The organism is Paenibacillus sp. YAF4_2, from assembly GCF_052113225.1.
In the GTDB taxonomy this organism is placed as follows: domain Bacteria; phylum Bacillota; class Bacilli; order Paenibacillales; family Paenibacillaceae; genus Pristimantibacillus.
Map to the genome: position 1 here is coordinate 469,080 of NZ_JBFRCT010000003.1, position 16,178 is coordinate 485,257.

The 16,178-nt window shown below is 46.6% G+C and carries 17 protein-coding genes; 15 read left to right on the plus strand and 2 right to left on the minus strand.

Annotated elements, in window-relative coordinates:
- Window positions 1-15 precede the first annotated feature (15 nt).
- Genes sufD through sufB form a run of 4 tightly spaced genes read left to right on the plus strand, consistent with a single transcriptional unit; the run spans window position 16 to window position 4,383 of the window.
- Window positions 16-1,323: a Fe-S cluster assembly protein SufD gene (sufD, locus tag AB4Y93_RS09530; protein ID WP_441891238.1), complete on the plus strand. Its 1,308-nt coding sequence runs from the start codon at window positions 16-18 to the stop codon at window positions 1,321-1,323.
- Window positions 1,320-2,546 carry a cysteine desulfurase gene (locus AB4Y93_RS09535; RefSeq protein ID WP_441891240.1) on the plus strand — a complete coding sequence of 409 codons (1,227 nt, stop codon included), beginning with the start codon at window positions 1,320-1,322 and terminating at the stop codon, window positions 2,544-2,546. Before sufD ends, AB4Y93_RS09535 begins: the two co-directional genes overlap by 4 nt.
- On the plus strand, window positions 2,533-2,958 hold the full coding sequence (gene sufU, locus AB4Y93_RS09540) for a Fe-S cluster assembly sulfur transfer protein SufU (RefSeq protein WP_441891242.1): 426 nt from the start codon (window positions 2,533-2,535) through the stop codon (window positions 2,956-2,958). Before AB4Y93_RS09535 ends, sufU begins: the two co-directional genes overlap by 14 nt.
- Before the next feature lie 27 nt (window positions 2,959-2,985).
- Window positions 2,986-4,383: a Fe-S cluster assembly protein SufB gene (gene sufB, locus AB4Y93_RS09545; RefSeq protein ID WP_441891244.1), complete on the plus strand. Its 1,398-nt coding sequence runs from the start codon at window positions 2,986-2,988 to the stop codon at window positions 4,381-4,383.
- Window positions 4,384-4,459: 76 nt separating this feature from the next.
- Here the strand turns inward: sufB and AB4Y93_RS09550 are convergent, their stop codons facing one another.
- Together AB4Y93_RS09550 and AB4Y93_RS09555 are read right to left on the minus strand one after the other, a co-directional pair.
- Window positions 4,460-5,524 (minus strand): HD-GYP domain-containing protein, encoded by a 1,065-nt coding sequence (locus AB4Y93_RS09550; protein WP_441891246.1) that lies wholly within the window; start codon window positions 5,522-5,524, stop codon window positions 4,460-4,462.
- Window positions 5,525-5,672: 148 nt separating this feature from the next.
- Complete coding sequence (locus tag AB4Y93_RS09555; protein WP_441891248.1) at window positions 5,673-6,419, minus strand: molybdenum cofactor biosynthesis protein; 747 nt, start codon at window positions 6,417-6,419, stop codon at window positions 5,673-5,675.
- A 99-nt stretch (window positions 6,420-6,518) separates the two neighbouring features.
- Here AB4Y93_RS09555 and moaA point away from each other — a divergent pair, with 99 nt between their 5' ends.
- The 11 genes from moaA (at window position 6,519) to AB4Y93_RS09610 (ending at window position 16,149) form a co-directional block, all read left to right on the plus strand.
- Window positions 6,519-7,520, plus strand: a complete 1,002-nt coding sequence (gene moaA / locus AB4Y93_RS09560; RefSeq protein WP_441891250.1) for a GTP 3',8-cyclase MoaA — start codon at window positions 6,519-6,521, stop codon at window positions 7,518-7,520.
- A gap of 36 nt (window positions 7,521-7,556) precedes the next feature.
- On the plus strand, window positions 7,557-8,987 hold the full coding sequence (locus tag AB4Y93_RS09565; protein ID WP_441891252.1) for a bifunctional metallophosphatase/5'-nucleotidase: 1,431 nt from the start codon (window positions 7,557-7,559) through the stop codon (window positions 8,985-8,987).
- Between the two features lie 104 nt (window positions 8,988-9,091).
- Window positions 9,092-10,207: an HD-GYP domain-containing protein gene (locus AB4Y93_RS09570; protein ID WP_441891254.1), complete on the plus strand. Its 1,116-nt coding sequence runs from the start codon at window positions 9,092-9,094 to the stop codon at window positions 10,205-10,207.
- Between the two features lie 144 nt (window positions 10,208-10,351).
- Window positions 10,352-11,485 carry a radical SAM/CxCxxxxC motif protein YfkAB gene (gene yfkAB, locus AB4Y93_RS09575; RefSeq protein WP_441891256.1) on the plus strand — a complete coding sequence of 378 codons (1,134 nt, stop codon included), beginning with the start codon at window positions 10,352-10,354 and terminating at the stop codon, window positions 11,483-11,485.
- A 135-nt stretch (window positions 11,486-11,620) separates the two neighbouring features.
- Complete coding sequence (gene ytvI / locus AB4Y93_RS09580; RefSeq protein WP_441891258.1) at window positions 11,621-12,652, plus strand: sporulation integral membrane protein YtvI; 1,032 nt, start codon at window positions 11,621-11,623, stop codon at window positions 12,650-12,652.
- Window positions 12,653-13,042: 390 nt separating this feature from the next.
- Window positions 13,043-13,192 (plus strand): spore coat associated protein CotJA, encoded by a 150-nt coding sequence (locus AB4Y93_RS09585; RefSeq protein WP_441891617.1) that lies wholly within the window; start codon window positions 13,043-13,045, stop codon window positions 13,190-13,192.
- A gap of 140 nt (window positions 13,193-13,332) precedes the next feature.
- Complete coding sequence (locus tag AB4Y93_RS09590) at window positions 13,333-13,596, plus strand: spore coat protein CotJB (protein ID WP_441891260.1); 264 nt, start codon at window positions 13,333-13,335, stop codon at window positions 13,594-13,596.
- 43 nt (window positions 13,597-13,639) lie between these two features.
- Window positions 13,640-14,215: a manganese catalase family protein gene (locus tag AB4Y93_RS09595; RefSeq protein WP_441891262.1), complete on the plus strand. Its 576-nt coding sequence runs from the start codon at window positions 13,640-13,642 to the stop codon at window positions 14,213-14,215.
- Window positions 14,216-14,360: 145 nt separating this feature from the next.
- A complete protein-coding gene (locus tag AB4Y93_RS09600; protein ID WP_441891264.1) occupies window positions 14,361-14,663 on the plus strand; it encodes a hypothetical protein in 303 nt (100 codons plus the stop codon).
- A gap of 272 nt (window positions 14,664-14,935) precedes the next feature.
- Entirely contained in the window at window positions 14,936-15,265 is a 330-nt protein-coding gene (locus AB4Y93_RS09605) for a PadR family transcriptional regulator (RefSeq protein WP_441891267.1), read from the plus strand.
- Window positions 15,266-15,282: 17 nt separating this feature from the next.
- Entirely contained in the window at window positions 15,283-16,149 is an 867-nt protein-coding gene (locus AB4Y93_RS09610) for a pentapeptide repeat-containing protein (protein ID WP_441891619.1), read from the plus strand.
- The last annotated feature ends 29 nt before the right edge of the window (window positions 16,150-16,178 follow it).

Here is a 16,178-nt window from a genome sequence, read left to right on the forward strand (position 1 = left end):
AGGGAGCATAACGGGATGAGTACACAATTAACGACTCCGACGGACCGCCAATCGGCCGAAGCGCTTGCTAAGAGCAAAGGCGAACCGCAATGGCTCGTCGATCTTCGCGGTGAAGCGGCTGAGCTGGCTGGCACACTTGAATGGCCAAAACCGGAGAAAATGCGCATTGACCGCTGGAATTTAACAGCTGTTGGCGCTTATGAGCAAGGCAAGGCGGTAAGTTCAGTTGCTGAACTGCCGGAAGTAGTCCGTGAGCTGGTTGCTGAAGGGACAGAGAACATTATCGTTCAGCACAACTCGAGCGCAGTTCTGAAGCAATTGTCGGCAGAACTTGCAGCGAAGGGCGTTATTTTTACAGATTTGGAGACAGCATGCAAGGAGCATGCCGATCTCGTTAAACCATATTTGTTCCAAGCCGTATCAAAGGGCGATAACAAGCTGACAGCGATGCATGCAGCACTTTGGAATGGCGGCGTATTCGTATACGTACCGAAAAATGTTGAAGTTGAGCTTCCGCTGCAAGCGGTGCTGTTCAACAACAAAGCGGACGCAGCGTTTGCTCCACATATTCTGATTGTTGCGGAAAGCAACAGCTCCGTTACTTACGTGGACTATGTAGTATCCGAACCAGGCACGATTGATGCACCATTCGTTCATCATTCGGCTGTTGAAGTGTTCGTGAAGTCTGGTGCACATGTTCGTTTTGGCTCTATTCATCATATGGCTGACAATGGCGTAGATATGACGCTCCGCCGTGCAGTTATTGAGAATGACGGTCAAATGGAATGGGTAATCGGCGATCTGAACGATGGCTTTACGGTATCGGATACGGTGTCTGTCCTTAAAGGCAACGGTTCGAACTCGGACGCGAAAGTAATCAGCATCGGCAGCAAAGAGCAAAAGATGAGCCTAACGACGCAAGCGGTACACTTTGGCCGCAGCTCGGAGAGCAACATGGTTACTCGCGCTGTAATGAGAGAAAGTGCAACAGCTATCATTAACGGCATCACGAAAATCGAGAAAGGCGCAACGAAAGCAAACGGCGTTCAAACAGAAAAAGTTCTGATGCTCAGCCCGAAAGCTCGTGGTGACGCTAACCCGATTCTATTGATCGACGAAGATGATGTTAAAGCGGGCCACGCAGCAAGCGTAGGCCAAGTAAACCCGGAGCAGGTATACTACCTGATGTCCCGTGGTATCAGCAAGCAAGACGCTGAACGTTTAATTATTTATGGATTCTTGGCGCCTGTCGTATCGGAGATTCCGATTGATGCGGTACGCGAGCAGCTTCAGCGTTTGCTCGAAAGGAAGCTTGAAGGATGAATATAGAAGCGGTACGGGAGCAATTCCCGATACTGCATCAGAAGGTAAACGGGCATCCGCTCGTGTACCTCGACAGCGCGGCGTCTTCCCAGAAGCCGCGTTCCGTCATTGATGCGGTTAGTCGTTATTACGAACTGGATCACTCAAATGTGCACCGCGGCGTTCATACGCTTGGATCGCGAGCGACAGACGCTTATGAGGGTGCACGGGAGAAGGTAGCCAAGTTTCTAAATGCGAAGTCGGCGGAAGAGATCGTGTTCACACGAGGTACAACGACGGCGCTTAACCTAGTCGCATCGAGCTATGCTCGCAGCGTATGCAAGGAAGGCGATGAAATCGTCATTACGCCGATGGAGCATCATGCCAACCTTATTCCTTGGCAGCAAGCAGCCAAAGCGACTGGTGCGACGCTGAAGTACATTCCGCTGCAGCCGGACGGTACGATTTCGCTTGCTGATGTTGAGCAAACCATCACGACAAATACGAAAGTCGTTGCGATGACTTATGTATCGAACGTGCTTGGCGTTGTAAATCCGATCAAGGAAGTTACAGCTATCGCTCATCGTTACGGGGCAGTCATGGTTGTTGACGGCGCACAAAGCACTCCACATATGAAGATCGACGTACAGGATCTGGATTGCGATTTCTACGGTTTATCCGGTCATAAAATGTGCGGTCCTACAGGTATTGGTGCTTTGTATGGCAAAAAATCACTTCTTGCGAACATGGAGCCGATCGAATTTGGCGGCGAAATGATCGACTTCGTTGATTTATATGAATCGACTTGGAAGGATGCGCCTTACCGCTTTGAAGGCGGCACACCGATTATTGCGGGTGCTGTTGGTTTAGGGGCAGCGATTGACTTCCTGGAACAGATTGGTATGGACGAAATCGATAAGCATGAGAAGCACATGGCAGCATATGCTTACGAGAAGCTGTCACAGCTTGATGATATTACGATCTACGGGCCTAAAGCCAATCGTGTTGGACTTGTCACTTTTAATTTAGGCGACATTCATCCGCATGATGTGTCAACCGTACTTGATTCTTATGGCATTGCAATACGCGCGGGCCATCATTGCTGCCAGCCGCTTATGCGCTGGTTGAATGTTTCGGCAACAGCTAGAGCAAGCTTTTATCTATACAATAACGAGGAAGAAGTCGACCGCTTAGTGGAAGGCCTCATCCGGACAAAGGAGTTCTTCGGTCATGCAATTGGATGATTTATATCGTCGAGTCATCATGGATCATTATAAAAATCCACGCAACCGCGGAACCTTGGACGCTGAATCTGTAACAATCAACTTGAATAATCCGACTTGCGGCGATCGCATTTCGCTTCAGCTTCAAGTTGAGGATGGCAAAGTAATCGATGCGAAATTCAGCGGAGAGGGCTGCTCCATCAGCCTTAGCTCTGCATCTATGATGACAGAAGCTGTTAAAGGCAAAACTTACGATGAGGCGCTTGATCTGGCTGAACGATTCTCCGGTCTTATGAAGGGTGAATCTGTCGAGTTTGATGAGAATGAAGATATCGAGGCTTTGTCTGGCGTTAACAAGTTTCCTGCACGGATCAAATGCGCGACGCTGGCGTGGAATGCTTTGCGCAAAGGGATCGAACAGCAGCACGTATAATACGAGTAAATAAGGAGTGTGAATACCATGGCAGGAACAATGCCTGAAATGGAAGATTATAAATATGGTTTCCGTGATGAGCATAAAGCCGTTTTCCAATCCGGTAAAGGTCTGACTGAAGAAATCGTACGTACGATTTCCGAGATGAAGGGCGAGCCGCAATGGATGCTCGAATTCCGTCTGAAATCGCTTGAGCAGTTCAACAAAATGCCAATGCCTAACTGGGGCGGCGACATGGCTGATCTAGATTTTAACGATATTCAATACTATGTTAAGCCGTCCGAGAAACAAGGTAAAACATGGGAAGAAGTACCGCAGGAAATTAAAGAAACTTTCGATAAACTGGGTATTCCTGAAGCGGAGCAAAAGTTCCTTGCAGGCGTATCGGCACAATATGAGTCCGAAGTTGTTTATCACAGCATGCAAGAAGATCTGGAGAAGCAAGGTGTTATTTTCACCGATATGGATACAGCGCTTCGTGAATATCCGGACCTTGTAAAAGAATACTTCAGCACCATCATTCCACGTACGGACAATAAATTCGCAGCTTTGAACAGTGCGGTATGGTCTGGCGGCAGCTTTATCTATGTTCCAAAAGGCGTGAAATGTGAAGTTCCGCTGCAAGCTTACTTCCGTATCAACTCCGAGAACATGGGTCAATTCGAACGTACGCTGATCATTGCTGACGAAGACAGCTTCGTACACTACGTAGAAGGCTGTACAGCTCCGATCTACAGCACGAACTCACTGCATAGCGCAGTAGTAGAGATTCTCGTTAAGAAGAACGCTCGCTGCCGTTATACAACAATCCAGAACTGGGCGCCAAACATCTACAACCTCGTTACAAAACGTGCGGTTGCAGAAGAGAACGCAACCATGGAATGGGTTGACGGTAACATCGGTTCCAAGCTGACAATGAAATACCCTGCAGTAATTCTGAAAGGCCGTGGCGCAAAAGGTATGGTATTGTCCATCGCTGTTGCAGGCAAAGGCCAACACCAGGATGCAGGCGCGAAAATGCTTCACCTGGCTCCTGACACGACTTCGACAATCGTATCGAAATCGATCAGTAAACATGGCGGTAAAGTAACGTACCGTGGTCTCGCATCGTTTGGACGGAACTCCGAAGGCGCGAAATCAAACATCAAATGTGATACGCTCATCCTCGATAACGAGTCGACATCCGATACGATTCCTTACAACGAGATCATGAACGACAATATTACACTTGAGCATGAAGCAACAGTATCGAAAGTTTCCGAGGATCAGCTGTTCTACCTGATGAGCCGAGGCCTTTCCGAAGCTGAAGCAACACAAATGATCGTAATGGGCTTTATCGAGCCATTCACGAAAGAGCTCCCGATGGAATATGCGGTTGAGATGAACCGTCTCATCAAGTTTGAGATGGAAGGCTCGATCGGTTAATCGATTTTTCAACAATAACAAGAAACGCCCGTCCTTCAGTGGACGGGCGTTTCTTGTCTATGTCGTACTGATTAAATTAGAAGATAATTTCTTTGATCTCATACTGACGATCAACTGTAAGATCGATAAAGCGGTCGCTGATTTGAATAAGCGGACGAAAAAACTCGGTTGGATGTGTCATTACGATCGTACCAACCTCACCGGATTCAAGTACTGCTTTTTTGCCAATAAAGTTAGGAATCATATGTTTAATAAAGGTATGTGTTGTATGGGCATCAAGCTCATTAAAGCTCATCTTGTACAATTCCTTCAGAACGTAGAACAAGTCGCGTCTCTTCTTGTAGACGCGCTCCGAGATCATAGCACTGTAAATATCTACCACGGCTGTAATTTTGGCAACAGGATGAATCTCCTCACCAGTAAGGCCATGTGGATAACCGCTGCCGTCATTACGCTCATGATGCTGAAGGGCGCTTATTGCAAGGTAAGGCGATTGATTTTCGAAAGAGTTAAGAATAATGTCATGACCATAAAGCGTATGTTTCTTTACTTCTTCAAATTCTTCGTTGGTTAAAGAAGCCGGCTTATTCAGTATGCTGGATGGAATTTTACTTTTGCCAATATCGTGGAGATACCCGGCTTTCGAGATTTCAAGCGCTTCCAATTCACTGTAGCCAAGCCATGAAGCTAAGTAGTAGGACAACATGCCAACTTGAACGGAGTGTTGATAGGTATAATCATCTGCTGTATTTAAGAGCAGAAGCATGGAAACGACATCGCGTTCCATTTGAAAATTTTTAAGAAGAGGCTGGAAGGCAGCTGCAACCTCATCTTGCTTGAGGATTCCGCCCGTGTTTGCTTTCACGAATAAATCCTGGAAGCCTTTGACGGCATTCTCATAATCAGGCCGCACATTGGGCAGCCATTTGGGATGAACCGAGGTTTCTAATGTACGATGAACAGGTTGCTCTGTAGTTGTTCGGTTCTCAATGTCAACATAGTCAACTTGATGTTGAAACAGCTTGGCAATATCTTTTTGCTCCAGAATTGTGCCTTTGGATAAAACATGCAGGCCGTATCCGTTAAAGGTGTCCTTGAGCAAAATATCTCCCTTTTTTAAATCCGATATATGCACCCTCATCGTTGCACCTCTATAGTTATTTATGAACGGTATGTATGAATTAATAGTAACAATGAATGATTAGGATGGCAATAAGAGGAAGGTGAATTCATGACTATTGTCCTATACTCTCAGCACCATTTCGCCTTGAATGCTGTAATATAATCCATTAATTGGATAATTGCTGAATGGGATTCCAAGGACTACCTAGTTGATGCCCTTTCCATTCGGAACCATCTTCCCAAATTTCTTTTTTCCAGATCGGGACGATTTGCTTAAGTCTCTCAATAGCGTAACGACTAGCATCATAACAGGCATCCCGATGGGGGGACGAAACGGCAATGATAACACTTGTCTCAGCGATATCAACTACACCGATCCGATGTGAGATCGCGGTTAACGTGCCAGGCCAGCGCTGAGCAAGCTCCTCACCAATTTGCTCCATCGTACGTACGGCCATTGGCGCATAGGCTTCATACTCAAGTCGAATAGTACGTTGTCCCTGTGTCCACTCCCGCGTCGTTCCGACGAAAGCAATTGCCGCACCATGCTCTGGTACGATTACTTTAGCCAGCACTTCATCTGAGGTCAGGGAATGCTTAGTAATGACATAGCGGCCGTCCGCGGATGTACAGTCTGGTGTATCTTCATTCTCTTCAGGCTCGCCTCCAGATACAGGTGGCAGGACGGCAAGCTCATCCGATGCTTGAATGATCGTATCATCAGAAGCATACGTTTGGTTACATGCGACAAAGGAAATACGCACGAGATCAGCTTGTTCCGGAAACTTTGCTGCGAGCAGCTGCTTTAGCTCACTAACCGTCACTGAAGGTGTGTCAGTCTCGATATGGATAATGGGACTTCCGAATCGGTCCGAGAGCCCGGCGAATAGTTGAATAGTCCAAGTATATGTCATGGCAGATAACCTCTCATTAGTTAAGGGTAAACACCGTATTAGCATACCATAATCATTTGAAAAATGTTATTCTAATAGAAGAGAAAAGGAGTGAGAGGCATGCCCACATTGATGGACCGTTTCGGGAGAGAACACGATTACTTGCGTATTTCGGTTACGGATAGATGCAATCTGCGTTGTTTGTATTGCATGCCTGAGGAAGGAATGGAGTTCGAGGACGCCAGTAATCTGCTGAGTTATGATCATATTGTCGAGGTTGTTCAGACAGCGGCGGAACTCGGTATCTCCAAGCTTCGTATCACAGGCGGAGAACCACTTGTACGCCCTGGCCTGGACGGCTTGATCCGCAGGCTGAAGGCGATTCCGGGTATCGATGATATTGCTTTGACGACCAATGGCATGCTGCTAGGCAAATATGCTGAGGCTTTGAAGGATGCAGGTTTAAACCGGGTGAATATTAGTCTGGATACATTAGATCCCACAAGATTCCGGTTTATTGCGCGTAGAGGCGAGCTGAAACGGGTTATTGAGGGCATAGAAGCAGCCGGTAAGGCAGGACTTGCCCCAATTAAGCTGAATTGCGTGCTTCTCAAGGGGATTAATGAGGACGAAATCGCAGCATTCCTGAAGCTTGCATACGAGCAGCCGATGCATGTCAGGTTTATTGAATATATGCCGATTGGCCATGCAGACGATAATTGGCGTAACCACTATCTGCCTCTATCGCATGTCCTGGAGACGGCAGAGCGTGAAGGATATACGATTACAAGACGATTGAATGTAAAAGGTAACGGCCCATCAGATGACTGGCATATGGAAGGCGGCCAAGGGTCGTTTGGACTTATTCATCCTGTAAGTGATCATTTCTGCAAAAGCTGTAACCGGCTTCGCCTGACGGCTGACGGTTCAATGAAGCCATGCCTGTACTGGGTGGATGAACTGAATGTGAAGGATGCACTTGGTGATCCGGAAGCTATGCGGAACATTTTCTATAAAGCGATGGATCTTAAGCCTGAGAATCATGAAATGGCGGCTAAGCTGGCGGATGAGGCGTTGTCCCATACCCCAACCGACCGTCGGATGTCTCAAATTGGCGGATAATGGACAGATTATTTCAGGGTGAAAAAGGAGGTCAGCATGACATTCTCTAATAGACAGATTGTCATTCTTCACAGCAACGATATTCATAGCCGTCTCGAGAATGCAGCGAGAATAGCCGCTTATATAGATGAGCAGCGTTCTGCTCACGGCAGCGGACACCTCCTTTGCCTGGATATCGGTGATCATATGGACCGTATTCGGCTGGAGACAGAAGGCAGCGACGGCATGGTGAATGTTGAGCTGCTAAACGCAGCTGGATATGATGCTGTAACGCTTGGTAATAATGAAGGACTAACGTATGACAAGGATACGCTTGAGCGTGTGTATCGCGAGGCAAAGTTTACGGTGCTTGGTGCAAATATGCTTGAGCGTGAGACGGGGAGGCTGCCAGAGTGGCTGCTGCCCAGTATGGTGATCGAGAAGGGTGGCATCAAGATCGGTCTTATTGCGGCTACTGCACGCTATACGGATTTTTACGAGCTGCTGGGCTGGGATGTGACGGATCCGCTAGAGGCGATCGAAGCGGAGGTCGCAAAGCTCAGAGGCAGCGTTGAGGTCATAGCCGTGATGTCTCATCTTGGGATTAACGTCGACAAGCAAATGGCGGAAAAGATTGCCGGCATCGATCTGATTATGGGCGGACATACGCATCATTTATTAGAAGAGCCGGTTATTATCGGCGATACCTACATTTGTGCTGCGGGGAAGTATGGTGAGCAGATTGGCCGCGTGGAAATTAGGATGGACACGCGGCCGATTATTCGCGCATCATGCGTGCCAATGGCCGCATATGCGGAGCAGCCAGCCGCCGCCGCTATTATCGGCGGTTACCGCGAGGCGGGTCAGCGGCGCCTCGGCCGGGTTATTGCCCGGCTGGATGCGCCGCTGCCCGCCCTGCCCGAGCGGGAATCACCGCTCGGGAACCTGCTGGCCGCCGGCCTGCGCCGCCATACCAATGCCGAGATCGGCATTGTGAATACGGGGCAGCTGCTTGGCGGTCTGCAGCAGGGCGACGTGACAGAGGGGCAATTACATGCCCTCTGTCCGTCGCCGATCAATCCGTGCCGCATGCTGCTCAGCGGCGCGAACATACGAGCAGCGCTCGAAGAGGCGCTGCTGCCGTCTTTTACCGGCATGCAGATCAAAGGCTACGGCTTCCGCGGTGAAGTGCTTGGTACACTGGCGCTTGACGGAATGATTGTAGAATACGATCCTGCGCTTCCGGAGCTTCAGCGAATCGTGTCGATTGATGTTAATGGTGGGCCTCTAGTGAACGACCGGCAATATGTGGTTGGCTGCATCGATATGTTTACCTTCCATATCGGGTATTTATCGCTGGGGCAAGCGACGGAGGTCTCCTACTTTTTACCTGAATTTATCCGTGATCTGCTTGCAAATGAACTAAAGCAAGGTTATGAGATTCCAGGCTGTCACCAAGAAAGATGGAGAATAATGTCGAAAATTTAGTATAAAATGGTTGCCAAGCGTTAATTTATCCCTTACATTAACATTACGGCTAGTTTTGTCCGATGTTAATTATAGACATAGTATTAAGGGGAAGGATCGAGAACATGCGCTTGGTACCTATATCGCAATGCCAGCCTGGCATGAGACTTGCCAAAAAAATTTTCTCGGGCGACGGCTTAGTCCTCTTAGGAGAAAACATCGAATTAACCAGTCGCCATATTGTTCGTTTGGAGCAATATGGTATTCAGTTTGTGTTTATTAAGGATGCGAGAACCGATGACATCGTTATACCGGAGATTATTAGCGAGAATACGATTAGTCTGGCCTTGAAGGAGATTAAGACTAATTTCCGAGCGATGATGGATTTGCCTAAGCAGAAGAAGGGTGCTGCACCGTACATCGCACAGCCTTTCAAGCAGATGATGAATATGATTATTGATGACCTGTCCAATCATAAAGACGCGATGATTATGCTAATGAACATGGGGATTGTTGATGACTATCTCTATCAACATTCGCTTAATGTATGCGTCTATACGACACTGCTGGGTTCAGCCTACGGTTATTCCAAGGATGAACTGATGAAGCTGGGCATGGGGGCATTACTGCATGATATAGGGAAAACGCAAATTCCGATGGATGTTCTCAAGAAACCCGGTTCCTTATCCGATCATGAATTCCAAATGATGAGGAATCATGCGAAGATTGGCTTTGAACTGCTGAAAGATGAGCCCAATATGCCGCTTATCGTGGCTCATTGCGCCTTCCAGCATCATGAACGGGTTGATGGCAGCGGTTATCCCCGTGGCATAAAAGGGGATGAGATACATGATTTTGCCAAATGGATTGGTCTTGTTGACTCCTATGATGCGATGACGACGAACCGGGTATATCGGGCGCCGATGCTTCCACACCAAGCGATTGAACTGCTGTATGCAGGTACAGGAACGTTATATGAACAGCATATGGTACAGCTGTTCAGGGACAAGGTGGCCATTTATCCAATCGGGATTACTGTACAAATTCACACGGGAGAGACAGGCGTTGTGGTTGACTTTAACCATTCCTATCCACACCGTCCCATTGTCCGTATGCTATATAATGAAGCTGGCGAGGCGTTAGCGTCGCCTTATGAGATTGATTTATCGAAGCAGCTAAGCACCATGATCGTCAGTGTGAATGGTGAGCAGTCCAGTGTAGGGCTTGCATCGGGAATATAAGAGGCAGAATGATACATAAGGGGGCTATTGTGCCTCCTTTTTCGTTTTTTATACCTATTTTCATTTGCTTCCTTACCCTTCGAACATTACAATAGTATAAGCTGTACCCATTCTAACCATGTAAGTCAGGTGCTGATATTAATAATGAACACAATAGACTTTGCTTTACAACAACCATCCAATCCGTTATCTCCTCATAATGATCCTTGGGACCCGATTCGTTCTTTGCAGCAGTATGGCCGGCATACGTTGACAAGTGTCGAGATGACGGTATCCAATTTATGCAATATGCGATGTGAGCATTGCGCCGTAGGCGATACGCTTGTGATGACGGAACCAGCGAAGCTTCCTTTGGAGCTTATGATCAAACGTCTTGATGAAGTGAAACATCTGGAGACGATTAGTATTACAGGTGGTGAGCCGTCGTTCTCGGATCGGACAGTCAAGGAATATATGGTTCCTCTCCTTCAATATGCAAGAAGCCGGGGCATTCGTTCGCAGATTAATTCGAATGTTACTTTACCCTACAGCAGATATGAGCAGCTTGCTCCTTATCTGGATGTCATGCATATCTCGTTCAACTATACGAATGCCGACGATTTCCATCAAATCGGGTTTGCAAAAGCTGGCCATCATGTATCTCATGAGGCAGCAGCTAAGCTGTATGACCGGATGATAGACAATGCACGGCGTTTAAGTGATGCAGGAGTACTTGTCTCAGCTGAATCGATGATCAACTATCGGACCCATAGTCAAATTGCTGAGATCCATAAGCTGATAATTGATATGGGCTGCCAGCGCCATGAAGTACATCCGATGTATCCAAGCTCGTTCGCGAAGGATCTTCCAGTGTTGTCGAGAGAGGATATGCGGAAAGCCATTGAGCGGCTGCTTGATACAAGAGATAAGGACGTCTGGATGCTGTTTGGGACTCTTCCGTTCTATCATTGCAGCGAAAATCCGGAGGAGAGAGATTTACTCAAGCGTCTTGCGGCTGAACCAAATGTGACAGTCCGCAATGATCCCGACGGACGCAATCGCCTTAATGTGAACTTGTTTACAGGAGAAGTGTTCGTGACGGACTTCTCTGATGTGCCAGCTTTCGGCAATATAGAGGGCGAGAAGCTGGATGATTTGTTCGACCGCTGGCTTGATCACTCGCTGGCTCGAAGTGTGAATTGTCATTGTCCAGCTGCCGCGTGCTGCGGTCCAAATCTGCTGGTGAAAGACATGTATTACAATGAGGTTGACTTCCACCAGAAGAAGGCAATCCTTTAATGATTTATGATGGAAAAGGGGACATTACTTTCTCGAACGGGCGTATGCTGATAGTGGACGCTAACCTTTGAAAGTGATGGCCCCTTATACATAGGTGTACCTCATATCTCTATGAGAAAGGAGGACTAAGCAAAAGTGTCGATTAAAACGTTAGTCATGCTTGGGGTTGGGCTCTTCCTGCTGTATTTGCTGTTTACAGTAGGGGCACCGTTTCTTCTGGCACTTGTAGTAGCTATCTTTCTAGAACCGCTTACACAATTTATTAGCCGCAGATTGAACACAAACCGTCTAGTCGCTTCGACTATTTCAAGCAGCTTATTCACGGTGATATTAATTGGGCTGATGGCTTTGCTTGGGGTAAAGGTTGTCGCAGAGCTTATCGCATTCGCACAGAAGGTGCCTAATTACGTTGGGGATGCCAGTGATTACGTGACTGACCTAATCGAGAACGCTAGATCGCTGTATGCTAACTTCTCACCGGATACTGTAAGCCAGATCGAAGATTGGCTGACCGATATGAGTAAGTCGCTCACGGGTATGGTTGGGTCCTTATCTTCATCCGTTATTTCCTTCGCTTCAGGTATTCCGAGCATGTTCATTTTTTTCATCGTCTTCCTCGTGGCTGTCTATATGTTCGGATATAGCTTGAATACGATGAAAGCAACATTCCTGACGTTATTCGAAGAGAAATCACGGTCTCAGGTGAATGAAGTATTGGATAATTTGAAGAAATCGATTTTTGGATTTCTACGCTCGCAAATTATACTTAGCGCATTGACCTATATCATTTCGTTTATCGGATTGTTGATACTGGACATCAAGTATCCTCTGGCCATTGCTTTGCTCATCGTTATCGTCGATATAATGCCAATCCTGGGTACGGGTACGGTGCTTGTACCTTGGGGGACTTACTTAATTGTCACAGGTAACTTATATGCAGGAATCGGACTGTACATCATGTTCTTGTTCATGACCGTGTTCCGTAGGATTGTTGAGCCGAAAATACTAGGCGATGCTGTTGGTATAGGTTCATTATCCGCTCTTATCAGCTTGTATGTCGGATTTAAGCTTGTTGGTGTTATAGGGGTATTCTTGGGACCTCTTGTTGTTATTATCTACATGGCGATCCGCAAGGCAGGATTGTTCAAGATTAACATTAAATTATAATGATTGTGGTCCGGCAGTGGATTTTTTCGCTGCTGGACCTTTTTTTGTCAAATTGTAATGATGAGATAAGCCCTACCAGGCATAAAGTGAATAGGAGATACCTAAATGTCAGGGAGGGATAGCTGGATGATCACCGAGAGAAATGCCCGAGCCGAGAATAATGCCAACATGGCGGTCCAAGCGGAGAACAGTGCTAATGCTGCAAATAACGTCAATGCTGCCAATAACGCGAATGCCGCCAATAATGCTCCCGTTGCAAACACGGCAGTTGAGGAGAACATGTCTTACGGCAAGGAGAATGCAGAGTACAAAACCGCAAACAATCAAAATCCGCTTAATCAGATTCATGTTTATGAGCCTTTTATCGGCCCATGTGATCCATGTCCTCCTATGAAGTTAAAAACCTATGTCGTCCCACCTAATCAATTCATTCACTTTCAACCACAAGGTCTGCCTCAATACTCGATTCATGAGGCACTGAGGCGAGGCACGTTATGGCCGGCTTTGTACAGCTCCTATCAATCGAAGTATTACTTGTAAGCTTTGAATCAAGAATTATTACAAATAGCCTTAAATCCAGCCATTTGTGTGACAATTTAATGCTTACGAAGTAAGAATTATCACAAATGGCCTTAAATCCAGCCATTTGTGTGACAATTCTTTTTAGGAGGTCGAATCCTTTGAACATTGTTCTAGATGAACAATATTATCGTAAATTGGAGGAGCTTCAGGCGGTTGGATTTGCTCTTGTCGAATTGACCTTATATTTGGATACCCATCCGCATGATGCACAGGCAATTCAGCAGTTTAATCAGCTTGGCATGCAGCTGCATCAGTGCAGGCAGCAGTTTGAGAGCTTGTACGGACCAACGCTGCAATACGGCAACAGTTTTTCGAAATACCCATGGCAGTGGTCTGAAAGTCCATGGCCTTGGCAGGTGTAAGGCAGGTTGAACTTCCACTAGGGGAAAGGGGAGTGTCATACGGATGTGGTTATATGAGAAAAGGCTGCAATACCCGGTACGGGTAGGCAAATGCGACCCGATGATGGCCAGATTCTTGATCGAGCAATACGGCGGAGCCGATGGGGAGTTGTCTGCTGCTCTGCGTTATTTGAATCAACGGTATTCAATTCCAGATCAAGTAATTGGACTACTTACGGATATCGGCACGGAGGAATTTGCCCACCTCGAAATGATTGCAACGATGGTGTATAAGCTGACGAAGGATGCGACGCCAAGACAGCTGAAGGAAGCGGGGCTTGGAGAGAATTTTGTTAATCATGATAATGGAATGATGTATGTGAATGCTTCTGGTGTCCCGTGGACCGCTGCTTATATCCAGGCTAAGGGAGACCCAATCGCAGATCTGTATGAAGACATCGCCGCTGAAGAGAAAGCGCGTGCTACGTATCAATGGCTCATTGATATGACGGATGACGTTGATTTGCAAGATGGATTAAAGTTTCTTCGTGAGCGAGAGATCGTACATTCAATGCGGTTCAGGGAAGCGGTGGAGATGATAAAGTCTGATTGGGGAACGAAAAAAGTCTTCAAAGTGTAAGGTAACTTTATAAGAGGAGCAGCCGAATGTTAGAAATCGGCTGCTCTTTTTTTTAGTAAAGGGTAGTCTTTAAATATGTATTTGTACAAGCATATTGGATCTATTTTGCATAGATTATTTTATCTTATTTATAAGGAGTGATGGTATGGCTCTAACTGTAGAATGTGCATTACGACAAATTGCCAGACTTTCGAGGAAATTAGCTAAGGATGTACCATTCCGAAAGAAAGTCGAAGATCTTATCGGAGACAATGATTTAACCAAAAATCAAAAAGTGATCAGAATGAGAGCATTGTTGAAAGCAGCCGGATTCAAGTCTCCCAGTCGTGTACGGTTCCTTAATGATCTTGAAACGGGTATGGTCGTCGTCTCTTATGATGCCCTTGATGCTAAATTGCAAATAAATACAACCGTTTCCTTCACTTTCGCACTGCAACCTGGACCATGAGAAAATTACCGTCATGTGGGTGATTGGACAAGTCCGGTAACAACCACTTCAATGTAGAGACTACTGAGAACGAAAAGACGTAAAGATGCTTTAATGGGGCAGGAAAGTATATTCGTATTGTTGGCATATAAGTATACCACCCAAGGAAACCGCGCTCTGCGCGGTTTTTTTGTTATGGATGCACAAATTATTTGAGATATAGTATTATAATCAAAATAGTACCTTGACAGTCGAGGTAATGTGTCTTATTATACGGATATGGAGGTGATTGCATGAGCGAGAACAAGATCACATCCGACCTGCTGAGAGGACATACGGATACGATGATTTTACGGCTCTTGTCCGAAGCGGATCGTTACGGATACGAGATTGTCAAGCTGATTGCCGAACGTTCGGACGGCGAGCATGAACTAAAGGAAGCTACCATGTACTCAAGCTTTAGACGGCTAGAAGCTGACGGCGACATCGAGTGGTATTGGGGCGATGAATCACAGGGCGGACGTCGCAAATATTTTAAGATTACCAAAAAGGGCAAGGAAACTTACGACCGCAACAAAAGCAATTGGGAGTATGCAAAACGCGTGTTAGAAAACTTATTATAAGGAGCGATTTGATTATGATGAATCCAAAATTGACAGATTACCTGAACAGTGTTTTTACACCATACGATGGGGTGAAAAGCGTTACCGAATTAAAAGCTGACCTGCTTTCCGATTTGCAGGAGCGTTACCGTGAACTCAAAGCTGATGGCAAAGACGATGAAACGGCGTTTAAGATGACGATTGAGGGGATTGGCGATATCGAGCAAACGATTATGGAGGTAGCCAACCTCTCCCGCTCGCTGGAGCGGCAAGTCGTGACAAACTTTAGTGCAAGTAATCTGGTGAAAAGCGACTTTGCAGGCGTTACCGCTCATAAAGGACAATTTAATAGCAGTGCGCTGCATGGTTCGGACTTTTCAGGCGCAGACTTGACCGGCAGTACGTTCAAGAGCAGCGATGTACGCGAAGCTAATTTTGACGGCGCGAATCTGACAGACTGCAGCCTGTCCACGCTTGACCTGGCAAATGCAAGCTTCAATAAGTCGATCCTTGTACGTACTAATTTCAGCAAGTCAGGGCTTGATGGAGCGAAATTCACAGGAGTTAGACTGACTGACGTGTCGTTAACGCTGACCGATCTTAGAAAAACGATTTTCGAAGGCTGCTTATTTGATGGAGTTGACTTCAAACTTTCCGACCTGAGCGGGCAGCGTTTTGACGGTCAGACGTTTATCGGTGTTAAGTTCGACAAAGCGGCCTTAACCGAAGCTTCATTCAAAGGAGCTACATTAAAAAATGTTTCCTTCAGTCCTGGGTTTACGTTGACGAAGAAGTACTATCGCATGCTCAAAACCATCTGCTTTGACGGCGCAACGATGGATAAACTGACCTTTGCACACCTCAAAGGCATGGAAGTCGATTTGTCTAAAGTTACGGTCGTTTAGTCTGTTCACAAATTCTTTTTAGGAGGGAA